General features: G+C 55.7%; 19 protein-coding genes and 1 pseudogene. 5 read left to right on the forward strand and 15 right to left on the reverse strand.

All coding sequences use genetic code 11. The features are described 5' to 3' along the window. Positions 1 to 188: 188 nt before the first annotated feature. From HQL63_13685 to HQL63_13700, 4 genes are all read right to left on the reverse strand, one after another. Positions 189 to 437 (reverse strand): hypothetical protein, encoded by a 249-nt coding sequence (locus HQL63_13685; protein ID MBF0177880.1) that lies wholly within the window; start codon positions 435 to 437, stop codon positions 189 to 191. 112 nt (positions 438 to 549) lie between these two features. Next, positions 550 to 1,182, reverse strand: coding sequence for a hypothetical protein (locus HQL63_13690; protein ID MBF0177881.1), 633 nt, complete (start codon positions 1,180 to 1,182; stop codon positions 550 to 552). 92 nt (positions 1,183 to 1,274) lie between these two features. Beyond that, positions 1,275 to 1,451 (reverse strand): hypothetical protein, encoded by a 177-nt coding sequence (locus HQL63_13695; GenBank protein ID MBF0177882.1) that lies wholly within the window; start codon positions 1,449 to 1,451, stop codon positions 1,275 to 1,277. 718 nt (positions 1,452 to 2,169) lie between these two features. Further along, the gene (locus tag HQL63_13700; GenBank protein MBF0177883.1) at positions 2,170 to 3,528 is read right to left on the reverse strand and encodes a sigma 54-interacting transcriptional regulator; all 1,359 of its coding nucleotides are present in this window, start codon (positions 3,526 to 3,528) and stop codon (positions 2,170 to 2,172) included. A gap of 223 nt (positions 3,529 to 3,751) precedes the next feature. On the opposite strand from HQL63_13700, the gene HQL63_13705 reads away from it, so the two are divergent. From HQL63_13705 to HQL63_13715, 3 genes are all read left to right on the forward strand, one after another. After that, positions 3,752 to 4,051 carry a hypothetical protein gene (locus HQL63_13705; protein MBF0177884.1) on the forward strand — a complete coding sequence of 100 codons (300 nt, stop codon included), beginning with the start codon at positions 3,752 to 3,754 and terminating at the stop codon, positions 4,049 to 4,051. 85 nt (positions 4,052 to 4,136) lie between these two features. Then, on the forward strand, positions 4,137 to 5,378 hold the full coding sequence (locus tag HQL63_13710; protein ID MBF0177885.1) for a cation diffusion facilitator family transporter: 1,242 nt from the start codon (positions 4,137 to 4,139) through the stop codon (positions 5,376 to 5,378). 275 nt (positions 5,379 to 5,653) lie between these two features. Continuing rightward, complete coding sequence (locus tag HQL63_13715) at positions 5,654 to 5,815, forward strand: hypothetical protein (protein MBF0177886.1); 162 nt, start codon at positions 5,654 to 5,656, stop codon at positions 5,813 to 5,815. A 228-nt stretch (positions 5,816 to 6,043) separates the two neighbouring features. Here HQL63_13715 and csrA read toward each other — a convergent pair whose 3' ends face one another. From csrA to flgF, 9 genes are all read right to left on the reverse strand, one after another. Beyond that, a complete protein-coding gene (gene csrA, locus HQL63_13720) occupies positions 6,044 to 6,277 on the reverse strand; it encodes a carbon storage regulator CsrA (protein MBF0177887.1) in 234 nt (77 codons plus the stop codon). A 118-nt stretch (positions 6,278 to 6,395) separates the two neighbouring features. Further along, positions 6,396 to 6,887: a flagellar export chaperone FlgN gene (gene flgN / locus HQL63_13725; GenBank protein MBF0177888.1), complete on the reverse strand. Its 492-nt coding sequence runs from the start codon at positions 6,885 to 6,887 to the stop codon at positions 6,396 to 6,398. Positions 6,888 to 6,901: 14 nt separating this feature from the next. Further along, positions 6,902 to 7,207 carry a flagellar biosynthesis anti-sigma factor FlgM gene (gene flgM / locus HQL63_13730; GenBank protein MBF0177889.1) on the reverse strand — a complete coding sequence of 102 codons (306 nt, stop codon included), beginning with the start codon at positions 7,205 to 7,207 and terminating at the stop codon, positions 6,902 to 6,904. A gap of 62 nt (positions 7,208 to 7,269) precedes the next feature. Further along, on the reverse strand, positions 7,270 to 7,737 hold the full coding sequence (locus HQL63_13735; protein MBF0177890.1) for a rod-binding protein: 468 nt from the start codon (positions 7,735 to 7,737) through the stop codon (positions 7,270 to 7,272). Continuing rightward, on the reverse strand, positions 7,734 to 8,843 hold the full coding sequence (locus HQL63_13740) for a flagellar basal body P-ring protein FlgI (protein ID MBF0177891.1): 1,110 nt from the start codon (positions 8,841 to 8,843) through the stop codon (positions 7,734 to 7,736). Before HQL63_13740 ends, HQL63_13735 begins: the two co-directional genes overlap by 4 nt. Before the next feature lie 62 nt (positions 8,844 to 8,905). Continuing rightward, positions 8,906 to 9,607 carry a flagellar basal body L-ring protein FlgH gene (locus HQL63_13745; protein ID MBF0177892.1) on the reverse strand — a complete coding sequence of 234 codons (702 nt, stop codon included), beginning with the start codon at positions 9,605 to 9,607 and terminating at the stop codon, positions 8,906 to 8,908. A gap of 69 nt (positions 9,608 to 9,676) precedes the next feature. Then, the gene (gene flgA, locus HQL63_13750) at positions 9,677 to 10,480 is read right to left on the reverse strand and encodes a flagellar basal body P-ring formation protein FlgA (protein ID MBF0177893.1); all 804 of its coding nucleotides are present in this window, start codon (positions 10,478 to 10,480) and stop codon (positions 9,677 to 9,679) included. Positions 10,481 to 10,522: 42 nt separating this feature from the next. Continuing rightward, positions 10,523 to 11,332 carry a flagellar basal-body rod protein FlgG gene (gene flgG, locus HQL63_13755; protein ID MBF0177894.1) on the reverse strand — a complete coding sequence of 270 codons (810 nt, stop codon included), beginning with the start codon at positions 11,330 to 11,332 and terminating at the stop codon, positions 10,523 to 10,525. A 34-nt stretch (positions 11,333 to 11,366) separates the two neighbouring features. Beyond that, positions 11,367 to 12,269 carry a flagellar basal-body rod protein FlgF gene (gene flgF / locus HQL63_13760; protein ID MBF0177895.1) on the reverse strand — a complete coding sequence of 301 codons (903 nt, stop codon included), beginning with the start codon at positions 12,267 to 12,269 and terminating at the stop codon, positions 11,367 to 11,369. A 101-nt stretch (positions 12,270 to 12,370) separates the two neighbouring features. Here flgF and mazG point away from each other — a divergent pair, with 101 nt between their 5' ends. Then, a complete protein-coding gene (gene mazG, locus HQL63_13765; GenBank protein ID MBF0177896.1) occupies positions 12,371 to 13,201 on the forward strand; it encodes a nucleoside triphosphate pyrophosphohydrolase in 831 nt (276 codons plus the stop codon). 167 nt (positions 13,202 to 13,368) lie between these two features. On the opposite strand, the gene HQL63_13770 is transcribed toward mazG, so the two are convergent. Further along, positions 13,369 to 13,806 carry an Hsp20/alpha crystallin family protein gene (locus HQL63_13770; GenBank protein ID MBF0177897.1) on the reverse strand — a complete coding sequence of 146 codons (438 nt, stop codon included), beginning with the start codon at positions 13,804 to 13,806 and terminating at the stop codon, positions 13,369 to 13,371. A 337-nt stretch (positions 13,807 to 14,143) separates the two neighbouring features. On the opposite strand from HQL63_13770, the gene HQL63_13775 reads away from it, so the two are divergent. Then, entirely contained in the window at positions 14,144 to 14,305 is a 162-nt protein-coding gene (locus HQL63_13775) for a hypothetical protein (protein MBF0177898.1), read from the forward strand. A gap of 630 nt (positions 14,306 to 14,935) precedes the next feature. Here the strand turns inward: HQL63_13775 and HQL63_13780 are convergent. Next, positions 14,936 to 15,072 (reverse strand): annotated as a pseudogene (locus tag HQL63_13780) (Rpn family recombination-promoting nuclease/putative transposase).

The following is a 15,072-nucleotide window of genomic DNA, read 5'->3' on the forward strand; positions in this document are numbered from 1 at the left end:
CACCCCCCCTGGCAGAAACTGCTTGACAGTCAAGACAGTTGCTGGACCCCGATTCATGGCTTTCCTGCACATCAAATCAACACGGTTGAGCCACTAGGCTCAAACGACGGGATTTTGCTGTCACTGATCAACATGGCGATATCTCCTTCAACACCTTTTTGATAAAGGTTTTGACATGGAAGCATGGGTCAATGCTCCGCTCCAGACCCCACCAGGCTCTGCAGGGTTGGGCCCACACCTACCAGGGCATCGCCAACCATTCCCAAACTTAGCGGGACCGCAGCCAGGAAAAACCACATCACCAACACCGTCTCCACCATAAGAAAAGCCCGTTGCAACCCGGTCAACCAGGTTTCCAACATCTCCGAGAGCACGACATGTTCAGGAAGGTGAAAATGGGAGAAAAATTCAGGTGAATGCATTGCATGCGCCGTCATGACACACCTCCAGATGCGTTACCAGAGGAGGGGCTGCGCCCCTTCTCCTGGTGAAGTTCGGGGCAAAGCCCCGACAAAGGCTTTCCTGTCCAAGCTCGCACAGAATTGTTTCCTATACCCCTGCCGAAGAAAGCTTCTCCGCCGACACCTCCTCCTGAATGCTCTCCACGCTGTGGGAAAGCCCGTAAGTGACCAGATAGGGGATCTGGATCCGCTTCCTTCCCATAACGACATCGTAGATGCCACGCCGGGTATCCTGTTTCCAAAGCACATGATAGTGAGCAAAAACCTGGGGGGGAGCCGTCAGACGAAGACGAATCTCCCGGGTGATCTCCTGACCAATACGACACCCCAGTTCCCGCGAGAGGTCAGCCCGGATCCTGGTCTCGGCAAGGGTGAACAGCTTGCCCTGCACAGAGCCCTCCAAGCTCCTGTTTCTGGCAAAAGAGACGCTGGTCTGGGCGGTTTGTGTGAATATGTGATCGCTGACCACCCGTTCCAGACCGAAGCGATTGTCCAGAGGAACGTCTTCCCGGGCTAAAACCACGCTGTTTTCTTCAAGAATCGTCTCCTTGAAAATGTCCATTTGATCTGTCTTCGCGCCGGAAACAACTGGACCGCCGCACAAATCCGGACTCGTTTTTCTGGTTTGTCTGACAGGAGGGTTCATCAGGTCATAGAATAAAAGACCTTCCACCGCACCTCCCAGGCCGCTTATCAACAGAGGCAAGAGCAATTGAATCATTGAGAAATCCTTTCCACTTCCCGGAAGCGATCACCCGCCACTTTTCAAGCTGGCACTCCTTGTTCCGGGATCCATCTTGACCCCAAAAGCCGCTACTTATTGCGGATTCCCGTAGTTACACCAGCCCCCCTATTCTTGCCGGGTTCGTTTTTTTGTTTCATGGAACCAGATGAAAAATCACGAGACCTGTCGGCCCCATCCAGGCCGTTTGGGCAGATGTCGCGGTTGCACGCATTCGTTTTTGAACCAAACTTCGATTTATTGGACATGATGAATCTCCTTTACAGTTCAGACTGCACCTTCCATGCTTCGTTCGAATCCAGGCGACAGGATCTGCCAGAAAAAAGGGGCAAAATATGATCCAGTACCGGACAACCAATTACCATGGTGATTCATGGCCACCTGCCTTGATCGCCTCGCTCACCGAACCTGTAGATTCCATGGCATTCATGTCGTCTGTGCATCTTGTTATTACATTTTTCGTGCCTACTCTATCTTCTTGCATATAAAAAACTTATCTTTTTCATTTCAATGTATTGCACTCAGTCTCGAAGAACAGGTTGGTGGTAAAAGTGAATGGGCGTAGACAAAAATGACCATAAAATATTTACATGGCGGCCAAAACATGCCATGCCGAGATGGGGCCTTCAAACATCCGCATCGATTGAGAATCTGGCGAATTGGGACTGGATTCTGGTAAAGTGGGCCGTCGTTGGTTCGTTGTAACAAATGCCAAAGTAACCATATCAGCGCCCTTTGCCAAGGTAAGCATGTCATCGCCCTTGCAAGAAAAGCTTGGAAAGGTAACCATGTCATCGCCCTTGCAAGAAAAGCTTGGAAAGGTAACCATGTCATCGCCCTTGCAAGAAAAGCTTGGATATGAAAGCCTTTGTCAGGGCTTCGCCCCGAACCCCACCAGGGCGCTGCCCTGGACAAGGCCAGGGAACCAGCCCCCTTGACCCTGATTCGTTACCGGGCGATGAACGGTTACGATTCTTCGATTATATGGTTTTTTTCCCGATGGATCAGGCCAATCTTGCGTGTCAGGGTACGGGTGCTGACCCCCAACTGGGCAGCGAGTTGGGTCTGGGGACCGGGGTAGGTATCAAGCAGATAGCGCAGGTAACGTTGTTCCAATTTTTTCAGTGGGATGATTTCCCCTTCCGGTGGCCAAAGTGATTGCCCCTGCTCGGAGGCCACCTCGGCATTGAGCGTGGGATACAGGGCCAGGCTGGGAAAGTGAGAGGGGGCCAACTTGTCGCTTTCCGAGAGAATCCTGGCCCGTTCCAGAAGGTTCACCAATTCGCGGATGTTGCCAGGAAAATCGTAGCGCAACAGCAACTCCGACGCCCCTTGGGTCAAGGTGATTTCCTGATCGGGAGAGATGCGCAACAAGATCGAATGGGCCAGCAGATCGATATCCTCCCGCCGCGACCGCAGAGGGGGAAGGTGGATGGGAAAAGTGCTGATTCGATAGTAAAGATCCCGCCTGAACTCGCCCGCCTTCATCATCAGGTCAAGATCACGGTTGGTGGCACAGACCAGTCGGAACTTGGCCTCCCGGGTGATGGTGTCGCCCACCTTCCGGTACGTATGGGACTCCAGCAAGCGCAGCAACTTGATCTGCAACGCAAGGGGAACATCGCCAATTTCGTCCAGAAACAGGGTACCTCCGGCCACAACCTCCACCAGGCCATCCTTGTCGACCAGGGCCCCGGTGAAGGATCCTTTGCGGTGACCAAACAGTTCGCTTTCAAACAACTTCTCCGAAAACCCACTGCACTCCACTGGCACAAAGGGCCGGCTGCAACGGTCGCTGGCATCGTGAATCGCTCGGGCAATCAACTCTTTGCCTGTTCCGGATTCCCCCAGCAATAGAACCGGAACCGACGCAAAAGCAACCTTGTGGACCTCATCCAACATGCGAATGAACGACTTGCTCACCCCCACGAGACCATGTCCATTCGGTTTTGCGCTGGCGATCAATGTTTGCCGAAAAACCTCCCGAAAGAAAAGCGTCTCACCACGATTGTCCCGGACAGGAACGATCTCCACGTTTACATACTCTCGACCAGTGGGAAACGTGTGAATATGGAGTTGGTGGGCGCCCCTCCCGGTTTTGATGCACTTTTGCAAAGGGCAGTGCTCCCCAACCTCGTCGCACGGACGATCATAGCCGTGGGATGATTGATAACACGTGCTCCCGGCCACCTCCCGGCCTTGATGAAAGGTGGCCAGATAGGGTGGGTTGGTGGCGAGAATCCGATAATCGGCACTGAGCAGGGTGGCCGGATCGGTGAGTTGATTGAGGCTTTCCAGATGTTCGGAGGCAGGTTGTGCAGACATTGCAGCTCCCAGGCAACGATATTTTGGCGGACAATCGTGAACCATACAGACAAATTTGTCCATATCCCAAACAAACAAACTGGCATGCGAGACGACCAAATATTATTCAATATATTGATTACATTATATTAATAAAATATATTTCAGCGATCCTGAAATCCGGCACGCATCGTGGAACATGCGAGGTGTACGCTCAGTCGGGATACAGGTGGGAGTGGCAAACATGTTTCAGGAAGGGAACCATACGGTCAATCAAGGCAATTATCACCAAATCCTTGAGTGGATCAAGCTTCGCACCCAGAACTACCAAATCAATCTGGAGGGTTGGGTTCTTGCCATGATCCATGATCTTCCTCCCATACCCGACGAAGCAGCCGCCAACAGCCTTGACCGCTGGGTCAAGCGCTACTTGCCACCCAGGAATATGCGGGGAATGTGGCAGGAGTTGCAGCAGATCGACAATCCCGGAGATCGCCAGGGTCTACCGACAGACAAACAGCCTGGGTGTAGCCACAACACCTGAAAGAGGTCAGGTATCATTGGATCGCCGCAATGCGTGATGGGTTGGTCATCTGATTCTTGTGCTACGGGCTTACGAGGCTCGACTCATGTCCCATATCACTTTGTCTCCCGCTACGAACACACCCTCCGACGAGTTCCTGGAGCGCATCGCCTGGATGGCGGTTGGCGTCAACATTCTGCTCATCGCGCTCAATACGGTTCTTGGATTGTTGTCGGGAAGCATCGCCGTTGGCGCCGAGGCGGTGCATAACCTGGTGGATATGTTGGGTTCCGTGGGTGTGGTGGTCGGTCTTCGCTTGTCGCGCAAGAAAAATTCCGCTTTCCCCTACGGACTTTATAAGGTGGAAAATATTGTTGCCCTGCTCATCGCCCTGCTTATTTTGCTGGCTGGCTACGAGATCATCAAGGAGGCGGTCTTTGCCCCTCCTGCCCCGGTGGAAATCAGTCTGTCCCTCATGCTTGGCGTACTCCTCACCTTGATTATCCCTGTATTTTTCGGTCTTTATACCGTCCGCGTTGGCCAGAGGGGAAATTCCCCAAGCCTGATGGCGATTGGCCAGGAGTTCAGAATGCATGCCTTGACCTCGGGAGCGGTGTTGCTGGGGTTGGCGGGACAGGCGATGGGTTGGCAGTTGGATCGGTGGGCGGGGTTGTTCGTGGTATTGTTCATTCTCCAAACCAGCTGGGAGCTGTCGCGGGATGCCATGCGGGCCTTGCTGGATGCCAGCCTGGATGGAGAGACCTTGCACAAAGTCCGCACTATTTTGTCGGAAGACCCCCTGACAGTTCAGGTCAAATCGGTGATCGGGCGCAACGCGGGTCGTTATCGTTTCATCGAAGCGCAGATCACCCTGCGTACCCACGATCTTGACAAGGCGGCGAAGGCCTACGACCGAATGGAAAACGGCATTCGTCAAGCGGTGCCCCATGTTGAACGGGTCATGCTCCACACATTACCGACCGTGGCCAATCAGCAAATTTGCGCCATTCCCATCACCAGTGAGGGTGATCTGGTGGCGGACTGCTTCTGCCATGCCGCCTCCTTTCAACTCGCCGTCATGGACCGAACCGCCGGCAAGGTTGATTCCATCAGCATTCACCCCAACCCCTTTCTGGAGATGGAGCATGGCAAGGGGATCCAACTTGGCCGCTGGCTGGTCAAGAGCCATGTGGATCTTGTATTGACCCGGCAAGATCTGGAAGGAAAAGGACTTTCCTACGTGCTTTCGGATGCGGGCGTGGAGGTCCACAAGACCCACCACAACAACCTGAACGAAGCCCTCGCGGAGGTGTGTTCCCTGCTTGTCACGGCGGCGAAGACGGCCTGACGAAGTCGCCATCCATGATCATCGTTTCAGCCATGCCCCCCAATAAAACGGCAGCGTCCCTTCTTGGTTGATCGCGGTCACACAACCCCACTATACCAGGGCAATCGCATTTGAAACACACTGAAAGGACTCGGGTTCCAGGGGGCTGGCTCCCTGGCGGGTCCAGGGCAGCGCCCTGGCGGGGTTCGGGGCAGCGCCCCGTTTTGTTTTTGTACGCCCCCCCTTCTCCCAGGCCTTTTTTGCGCTGTTTGCAAAAAAGACCCGGGGGGCGGGCCTTGGTCTGCCTTCTGGCGCGTCTTTTTGCGCCGGAAGGCAGACGCATGGCAGGTTTTAAAAAATTGGGTCAGCAGCATGCCATTTTAAATGCGATTGCCCTGCCCACTATACTTGAATCGGTTGACAAAAAGACCGATCGCGATGTCGTGCATGTGAACTGATTTGGAAAGGCAGATGGTCTTGGTCCTGCCGTGGCCCAAATACATATGCCAAGCCAGGACACTACCCCCAAGCAATCCCCCGGAGTCCACAAGAACAACGAAAAACCATAACAAGGCCATGCCAGCTCACCCAAAACACCACCAGGGGGGAAAGGGCGCAACCTTTCCCCCCTGGGTCTACATCCTTGTTTTCAACCCGTCTTTACGGAACGGAACAGACGGGCCTGGCTATTTCTGCGACAAGATCCTCGACGCCTGCTCCAAAACCTCGTCGGACATCTTCCGATTGGCTTTGCGGGTTTCGCGTTTGATCTTGTCATAGATCTCTTCACGATGCACCTCGACATGCCGGGGAGCGTCGATGCCGATGCGCACCTGGTTACCCTTGATTCCCAGGAGGGTGATTTTGATCTCGTCGCCGATGTTGAGACTCTCTCCGACTCTCCGTGTCAAGATAAGCATTTCCTGTTACTCCCAACGTTTCTGTGTCTGGAGGTTCCGGCCACGAGAATCAGACAGGCGGGGAACCGGTATAAACCCTGGTTCGGAACCCCTTGGCGGAGGGTTCCTGTTTTTAATCTCAAAGTTGCTTGGAAAAACGGCTGTGAAAACTCCCCGTCGTCTGCCGGCCACCGATGCGATTGTAAAAAATCGCCCGGTTTCCCTCTCCCATCGCCTTCAGGATGGCTTCCATGGCATTCAAGACCCCCTTGAAGGCTGCCTGGTTTTCCTTGTTGGTCTGATCGGCTACATAAATGGCCTCACGCAATCGATCCCGCAGGGGCAACAAATTGGACTGGCCGCCCAACTCCCTATCCAGGGTGCTCAGATCCAACCCCTCTGCCGGGATGTTCAAAGCCTGGGCCATCCCCTGGATGATCTCCTGTCGTTGCGCATCGACCGTCCTTACCGTAGCCAGTAACGTGCCAATTTCTCCGGAAAGCGCATAGATCCTGTCCGCTTCACGCTTGCGGATCAGCTCCCGTTCCTTTTGCAGCAAAGCGTGCAACTGCTCGAAATACAGAACAAGACTCTCCAACACGTCACGCAGCGGCGCCACGTCGGGTTTCATGCATAACCTCCGTGTCAAAAGGATCGGTTACGTTCCTTCAGCACCTGCCTCAGGATCCGGTCGGCGACTTCCAAGCTGGAAACGCTATAACTCCCAGCCGCCACCGCCTCCTTGATCGGTTCCACCAATTCGGCGCGAATGTCCGGCGCCCCGTTGATGGCCTCGCCAGCCATACCGCTCAAACGGGCCTCGTCGGAAATCTCCACACCGTCCCGACGGGAGGCTCCCACCGAAGAGCTGCGACCCCGTCCCTTGCCTTTCGCGACACGACCACCGGAAATCCTTTCCAGCTTGGCTGTGTTCAACCCCTTGATCTTCATTTAGAGAAGCTCCCTCTCCCTTCGTCCCGCCGCCCACGGCGCCAGCAGCGGCGGATCACCGACTACTTGACCAACTTCGTCTTGGCCGCCATGGCAGCATCGTAGGCGTTTGTGTTGGCGTTGGACTTCAATTTTTCAACCTGGCCGGAAATGCCCACACCACCGGAAACCGGCGGCGCTACTGCATCCTTGGAAACCCCGGATTCCCCAGGGGCCTTGGGCAATTTGACCCTCTCTTCGGTGAGACTTTTGTAAAGGATCTCTTTCAGCCCCAATCCATTGGAACGGCGGCTGATTTTGTCAGCATACTCCGAATCGAGCATTTCTTGAAAAACTTTTTCCCCACTTCCCTTCTTGATCAGGGCATTTTCCCCCTGATCAGGGATGGTCTGCCGCATGGCGCCGAGCATCTGCCGCACAAAGATGGCCTCAAAGTCAGCGACAGCCTCTTTCAGACGCTTTCTTTCGCCGGCAGGCAAAGAGTTGGTATAGGCATTGTCGGGAAGCTGTACGGGAATGTTGCCGCTCATAATATCTCCAGATCCGCCTGCAAGGCGCCAGCAGCCTTGATGGCCTGCAAAATAGCTATCAAATCACGGGGCGTGACACCAACATTATTCAAACCTTTGACCAGATCCCCCAGAGTCACACCCTGCTCCATCTCCACCAACCGGGCATCCTGCTCCTTGACGTTGACGTCGGTTTGGGGCGTCACCACCGTCTTGCCGCCACTCATGGGAGCTGGCTGGCTCACGTTGGGACTCTCGGTGACACGTATGCTCAGATTGCCATGCGAGAGGGCCACCGTGGAGACCCGCACATTGTCCCCCATGACGATGGTCCCCGTGCGTTCGTTGACCACGATGCGGGCCATCTGATCAGGCTCGACCTGAAGATTTTCCAGGCGTGAGACAAACTCCACCACCCGCTTGATGTAGGTGGGAGGAATCTTGACATCCACGGTTCCCGAATCACGGGCCTGGGCCAGGGGATCTCCCATCTGGCTGTTGATGGCCCCCACCACCCGGTTGGCCGTGGTAAAGTCCGGATTGCGCAAAGCCAACTGCAAGGCATGCTCGCCATTCAACCTGAAATCAACCTCCCGTTCGACGATCGCTCCGCCGGAGATGCGCGCCACGGTCGGGTGGTTTTTCTGCACATTCTGCCCTCCTCCCTGGGCGGCGAAGCCACCCACGGAGACCGCTCCCTGGGCCACAGCGTAAATGCGGCCATCCGCCCCTTTGAGAGGGGTCATGACCAAAGTCCCCCCTTGCAGGCTCTTGGCATCACCCAACGAAGAGAGAGTCACATCGATGCTGCTCCCCTGACGGGCAAACGGCGGCAACGTCGCCGTCACGATGACCGCCCCGACATTCTTGACCTTCACCCCCTGCTCGACGCTGATACCCATGCGCTCAAGCATCATCCGCATGGATTGGGTGGTGAAGGAGGCACTGGTATCCCCCGTCCCGCTCAGACCAACCACCAAACCGAAACCGGTCAGCGGGTTGTCACGCACCCCTTCGATGTTCACCACATCCTTCAAACGGGCCGCATGGGCATCCGGTCCGGCCAGGGATAGCAACAATGCCAACCCGGTCGTCCAGACAATCATCCTCTGCAAACGTCTTTTCATCAGCGCATTCCTTGCCGTAAACCCCACCTGGGCGCTCCTTGCCCCTCATGCAAAACCCCACCCTAGAAAATACGGATGGATGACATGAATTTTTGGATCCAACTCTGTTGCTGCTGGTCATTGACATCGCCATCACCCGAATATTCAATCCGGGCATCGGCAATCTTGTTCGAGAGAATGGCGTTGTCCCCACTGATATCTTCCGGACGGATGACACCGGATAAAATGATGAACTGATTCTCATTGTTGACCGTGATATCACGCCGCCCCTCAACCCGAAGATTGCCATTCGGCAACACCTCGGTCACCACACAAGACATGGTCGCCTTCAGGTTGCCGCTCCGGGAAGTCGTGCCCTCGCCGCTGAAGGTATGATCACTCTTGATCTTGGCTGCATCCCTGAACTTGCTCAATCCACCACTCTGTAATGCCGACGTAAGGCCGAACAAACCACCCAGATCGACGGTGTCATCCCCCTTGCGCTTCAGGTCGGTCTTGGCATCCTTCTTGGCGGAGGCATCTTCCGTGATCTGCACGGTGACCAGATCGCCAACATTTCGGGCCTTGCTATCCAGAAACAAGGTATTCCGGTCGGAGGTCTGCCAGATCGACCCCTTCTTGGGGTCCAAAGTCTCTGGAGGCAACGGCTTGACATAGGCCATGGGGGCCGGTGGTCTCTGTGCGGCGCGGGTCATGCCACCACACCCACTGTTGATCAGCGCCACTCCCATCAAAAATACCGGTATGACCTGTCGTGAGCGCATATCACATCTCCGTTTCGCAGCCGGGAAACACTGGGGAAACAAACACGGCAAAGGACAAAAGAAAACGCCTCATGGCACCATCACCTCCACACGACCCGGGCCAACGACCCGGGCCAGAAACCGGCGCCGACTGTCCGGATTCTGAACCTCGATGGACTCGCCCACCCGCCCCTTGGCCAGAGCCACGCCGGAGGTTTCGATCTTCAAACCGCCTCGGTGCAAACGCACCTTGACCGGTTCACCACGATCCACAGCCATGGGAGACTCAAACCAGCCCATTTGCAGGGGAACACCCGGTTGCAACGCCCGTCTGGCCATCTGGCCACTGACTTCCTTCATCTGTTCGATGCCAAAGACCCCCGGCATGGAGCGGGTAAGGATCAAAGACCTCTCTTCCAGATCATCCTCCCGCACCACCTCGCCACGTTGCATGGGACGCCGTAACACCAGGAGGCTTCTCTCCTGCCGAATGATGGCCGTGACCTGAACCTGCCCCTTGGGGACGCCATGTTCCAGCACGGTGGCCGAAAACTCGCGCCGACCCGGTTCCAAACCAGACTGCGGCACCTCCACCTTGACCGACAAGACCTCCTGGCCACCCTCCACAGCGACGCCCCCCTCAGGAACCGAACCCGCCGAGGCATCCTTCGCCAACACCCCGGAACCGGCATTTCCCTCCACTTCCAGGCCTCCCCGACAATAAACCCGGGAAGCAGAGAAACCCTCCCCTTGCCGGGCCAACTCAGCGGCCAAGGCATTTTCGACCAACCCCGCCAGAACGCCACGCTCAATCTGTTGGGCGCGAAGATCCCCACCCCAGACCAGGCCCAGAGCCAACAACAGGATCCCCCATTTGCAAGTGGATTTGGACATCATGCGCTTCCCATCAAGGCCCACCCGTATCCTTATCACCCACTACCTTTTCAGGTTTGCAACCAGGCTCAACATGTCACTGGCAGTCTGGATCCCTTTGGAGTTGACCTCGTAGGCGCGTTGCGTCGAGATCATATCCACCATCTCCGTGACCATGCTGACGTTGGAGTTCTCCCTGTAGTGCTGCTTGATCGAACCCATCCCGTCCTGGGTGGGATCGGCCAGCACCGGCGTTCCGGAAGCTTCGCTCGCCTTGTAAAGATTGTTGCCAACCGAGGTCAAACCTGCCGGATTCACAAACCGGGCCAACTGAATCTGCCCGACACCGGCGGTAAACCCCGGGGTGCCGTTGTCTGCCAGCCCGATGCTGCCCGACCCTTCGATGGCAATACCCGTATGGGTGTTCGGATTGAGACCGATGGCGCCACCGACCAGATTGTATCCATCGGTCGTCACAATGTTGCCATTGGTATCGATATGGAACGACCCATCCCGGGTATAGGCGATGTCACCATTGGGCATCTGTATCTGGAAAAATCCCTGACCGTTGACCATCATGTCCACGTTCATGGGGTCATCGCTGGTCTGCACCGGGTTGCCCTGACCGAAATCCTTGCTCACCGCCGAAGCCCGCGTGCCATGCCCCAACTGAATGCCGACCGGCAGCTTCGTTCCGGCGCCGGAGGTCTCGCTTCCGGCAGCACGCATGTTTTGATAGAGCAAATCCTGAAATTCGGTCCGGGAGTGCTTGAATCCCGTGGTGTTGACGTTGGCCAGATTGTTGGCGATCACATCAATGTTGAGTTGCTGCGCCTGCATGCCCGTGGCTGAAGTCCAAAGTGCGCGAATCATCTCTCATCTCTCCTCAATCATACCCCGGGGTTGTCTACCGCAATCTGCCAATCTGCACGTTGGCCTGCTCGTCCAGGGAGTCCAGAGTCTGGATCATTTTGACATAACTCTCATAGGCCCGGTGAGAATCGATCATCTGGGTCATCTCCTTGATCGACTCGATGTTGGAACCCTCCAGGTAACCTTGATGAAAACCACCCCCCGCCCCCTCTTCAATCGGAACCTCTTGATCCTGGGGGGCCGAGTAAAGATTCCTCCCGGTCTTGGTCAGCATGTTGGTGGGAATATTGACACGCTCCAACTGGCCTATGGGACCGTTGGCATCGTTCATGGTACCATCCTTGGCAACGGATATCTGTCCATCCGATTCGATGACAATCGGGGATCCGCCGCCCCCCAACACCTGAAACCCCTCCTTGTTCACCAGTTCCCGATTGGCATTGATGGCAAAGGAGCCATCCCGGGTATACCGTCTCCCTTCCGGGGTATTCAACACGAAGAAGCCCTCGCCCTCGATGCCGATATCAAGCGGATTGCCCGTCTCCTTCATGCTCCCCTGGGTCATGTCGGTGGTCGTGTTGACAGCCATCGGATAGGTCATGCGATAAGCGTTGGCCGCCGGATTGCTGAAGGGAAACGGAATGTCTCCGGGACCGCGCAAACCCATGAAAGAGTCCGTGGGCAAGGGGTGCTGTTCCGGCCCCGGCTGGGTCATGTACGATTCGAACGAAGCCCGATCGCCCTTGAAACCGGTAGTGTTGACGTTGGCGAGGTTGTTGGACAACACTTCCAGCCGCAAACCAATGCGCCGTGCCCCGTTGACCGCTGAGTAAAGACCACTATCCATGGAGGCGTCTCCTTCTATGGGAATCCTGCCCAATTGCCAAAGCAACCCGCATGCCACCGGGACAACCTTGCCGGTTTCGTTGGTATCCATCCCATTTCCACCCTCCGCCCCCTGGCGGGCGCCGTCGAAACGGTGGCAGTTTTTGCCAGGGGAGGAAAATTTGACTCTTGCCACCACAAAGAGGAGAGCCCATGCAACCACCCAAACCCCCATCGCCGGAGAGCGTTCTGCTCGATCTGATCGCTCTGGTGGCCCATCTCCGTTCACCGGAAGGGTGCCCCTGGGACCGGGTGCAAACCTACGCCTCCCTCACCCCACACACCATCGAAGAGGCTTACGAGGTGTTGGAAGCCGTCGAAAGCGGAGAGCCTGGTCAACTGCGACAAGAGCTGGGAGATCTGCTCTTCCATGTGCTCCTCTACAGTCAAATCGCCCAGGAACAAGGCCATTTCTCCCTGGCCGAGGTGATCCATGGAGTCACGGAAAAGATGCGGCGGCGCCATCCCCACCTGTACGGTCCCCGACGCAAGGAGGTGGCTGAACAAGTGGCGCGGGAGGGCATGGAAGGTTTGCGCAACAACTGGGAAAGCATCAAACGTCAGGAAAAACCCAACAACCCCGATCAGCGGACATCCGTTTTTGACGGACTCTCCAGCAAGCTGCCCGCCCTGCATCTGGCTTACAAGGTCCAGCAAAAAATGGCCCGCATCGGCTTTGACTGGCCCGACCCGGCCCCGGTCCTGGCGAAGGTCCACGAAGAGATGCAGGAGCTGGAACAGGCCCGGCAGAGTGGCGACCCGCTCCACATCGAAGAGGAGATGGGCGATGTTCTCTTCACCCTGGCCAACTATGCCCGCCATCTTCAGGTCAATCCGGAAAAAGCCCTGCGGCGTTCCACCCTGAAGTTTCAAAACCGCTTTCGTTATATCGAGGAAAAACTGGGCCGGGAAAACCTCTCCGTGCATGAAGTCTCCCTGAACCGGCTGGAAAAACTTTGGCAGGAGAGTAAAAAACAGAAGTGATGGCCCTGGGCCGGCCAGGGGTGCGCCTTGACCAATCGCTCCCCGTCACTGGCGGCAAAGCCTGGCCCGAAAACACCATGGACCGACCCGGAATCCGGATCGGTCCATTTGCCGGAAAAGTTCCCCGTGCGGGGAGGACTTTTCCGAAGATCACCCAGACAGAAGCATCACTGGACCTGAACCTGAATGGCTCGCGGTTTGGCGTCCTCCCGCTTGGGAAGAGTCACCTCCAGAACGCCATTTTTGAAGGACGCACCGACATGATTGAAATCCGTCGTGTTGGGCAGCTGGAACGAACGGCTGAAGCTGCCAAAGGCGCGTTCCACACGATGATAGCGCTCCAGATTCGCCTCATCCTCGAATTTGCGCTCCCCGGAGATGGTCAGGTGACCGTTGTCGACGTGAACCTGAATATCCTTCTGCTCGACGCCGGGAAGATCGGCCTTGATGATGATCTTGTCCTCGTCTTCACGAATATCGACCCGCATGGGCCAGCGGCTCCACTGACCCGTGGCTTCCTCGCCGCTCCGATCGAAAATGCGGTTGATTTCGTTTTGCAAAGCACGAAAGTTGTGGAAGGGATCATAGCTGACGAGAGTGGACATGGAAACCTCCTTCAATGGCGTAGAGAGAACTGTTCGTCTTGACTCGGAAAGGCTGCATGGCCGCCTTAGCCTGTCAGATATGCACTGCTCCCTCGTTTGCAAGGGGGTCGGGAAACAATTTTGGTGGTGCCCATCCTTGACCTGCATGGCCATTTTATGGGAATTGAACCAGATACAACGTTCAGACAAGGAACGTCTGGTGAACGATTTGGGAGTTCTCTGCTGCCAAAACCCGGAATGTCCTGATTCTGGCCATCGCGGGAAAAGAAATCTTCGCCGGCATGGTTTTTGATCCGATTATCCAAAATCAGGGTCTTCTTGCAGACAGGAGGAGGACATGCTGACCATCACCGTGCAATGTAAGGTACCATGGGAAAGGACGATCACTGTCAAGTTGCCGGATCAGGTTAAACCAGGCACCCATAATGTGGTTTTGATGTTCGACCGGATTGCAACTCGTCGAGCAAGTTCTGGAGATGCTGAAAGTCTTATGAAATGATCCGGCACCGTTCCTTCTTTCATTGGGGTGGATGGCGTTGCCTGGCAGAGATCCTTGCGGGATGAGTGGGCATGAAGTTTCTCCTCGACACCTAGGCGGAAGGATTGTTGCCCCCCTCCCAGAAGGCCGGTCGAGAAAGGAAATCGTCGCTGACATGGATGGAGTGGTCACTCAAAGCAGATCCGAGGCGTACTGTGTCATAACGGCGCTAAAGACCCTTTGTTTCTCAAAGGATTGGGATGTCCATAACGCCGTTTGGGCTTGATATGTGCATAGCGACTCTGTCCGGCCAGGATCGACAGCAGCAGGGTTCCAAGTACATCGGTCTTAGTGGGAGCATTGGGACTCTTATACGACAAGGGACTATCCCTCACCCAAGGCTCGAAGAGTTCCGCCGTCTTCAAGAATTCGATGAAGAAGGGAAGCTATCCCAAAGGGGTTACGGCTGCCTGGGGATCCCATTCCACATGGACCCGACCCCCGAATGTATCGATGGCGACATCCGGAAAGGGGTGGCAATCGGACTCACCCGATAGGTGAGCAGAAAGAGAAAGAAATTTCGTATCCATCACCCTATTTTCTCAAGATTTTCTCCAAATTGCTGCCAACCCAAATGCCGGATTTAGGTTCATCGATGAAGGAACCATCCACCAGCTCTGGCAACTCTGAACCCAGGAGGTCAGCGATCTCCTTTGGCAAACGCTCGCGCAGAAGGGTTGCCGCCTTTTTTGGGTCGGAAAGCAATGTTTTCAGAAATCGGTCGTGTG

Source organism: Magnetococcales bacterium (assembly GCA_015231175.1).
Lineage (GTDB): Bacteria > Pseudomonadota > Magnetococcia > Magnetococcales > DC0425bin3 > HA3dbin3.

Bases quoted from the DNA above. Each gene is read 5' to 3' on its own strand.
- HQL63_13685 (MBF0177880.1), bottom strand. From the start codon at position 437: ATGACGGCGCATGCAATGCATTCACCTGAATTTTTCTCCCATTTTCAC.
- HQL63_13690 (MBF0177881.1), bottom strand. From the start codon at position 1,182: ATGATTCAATTGCTCTTGCCTCTGTTGATAAGCGGCCTGGGAGGTGCG.
- HQL63_13695 (MBF0177882.1), bottom strand. From the start codon at position 1,451: ATGTCCAATAAATCGAAGTTTGGTTCAAAAACGAATGCGTGCAACCGC.
- HQL63_13700 (MBF0177883.1), bottom strand. From the start codon at position 3,528: ATGTCTGCACAACCTGCCTCCGAACATCTGGAAAGCCTCAATCAACTC.
- HQL63_13705 (MBF0177884.1), top strand. From the start codon at position 3,752: ATGTTTCAGGAAGGGAACCATACGGTCAATCAAGGCAATTATCACCAA.
- HQL63_13710 (MBF0177885.1), top strand. From the start codon at position 4,137: ATGTCCCATATCACTTTGTCTCCCGCTACGAACACACCCTCCGACGAG.
- csrA (MBF0177887.1), bottom strand. From the start codon at position 6,277: ATGCTTATCTTGACACGGAGAGTCGGAGAGAGTCTCAACATCGGCGAC.
- flgN (MBF0177888.1), bottom strand. From the start codon at position 6,887: ATGAAACCCGACGTGGCGCCGCTGCGTGACGTGTTGGAGAGTCTTGTT.
- flgM (MBF0177889.1), bottom strand. From the start codon at position 7,207: ATGAAGATCAAGGGGTTGAACACAGCCAAGCTGGAAAGGATTTCCGGT.
- HQL63_13735 (MBF0177890.1), bottom strand. From the start codon at position 7,737: ATGAGCGGCAACATTCCCGTACAGCTTCCCGACAATGCCTATACCAAC.
- HQL63_13740 (MBF0177891.1), bottom strand. From the start codon at position 8,843: ATGAAAAGACGTTTGCAGAGGATGATTGTCTGGACGACCGGGTTGGCA.
- HQL63_13745 (MBF0177892.1), bottom strand. From the start codon at position 9,607: ATGCGCTCACGACAGGTCATACCGGTATTTTTGATGGGAGTGGCGCTG.
- flgA (MBF0177893.1), bottom strand. From the start codon at position 10,480: ATGTCCAAATCCACTTGCAAATGGGGGATCCTGTTGTTGGCTCTGGGC.
- flgG (MBF0177894.1), bottom strand. From the start codon at position 11,332: ATGATTCGCGCACTTTGGACTTCAGCCACGGGCATGCAGGCGCAGCAA.
- flgF (MBF0177895.1), bottom strand. From the start codon at position 12,269: ATGGATACCAACGAAACCGGCAAGGTTGTCCCGGTGGCATGCGGGTTG.
- mazG (MBF0177896.1), top strand. From the start codon at position 12,371: ATGCAACCACCCAAACCCCCATCGCCGGAGAGCGTTCTGCTCGATCTG.
- HQL63_13770 (MBF0177897.1), bottom strand. From the start codon at position 13,806: ATGTCCACTCTCGTCAGCTATGATCCCTTCCACAACTTTCGTGCTTTG.
- HQL63_13775 (MBF0177898.1), top strand. From the start codon at position 14,144: ATGCTGACCATCACCGTGCAATGTAAGGTACCATGGGAAAGGACGATC.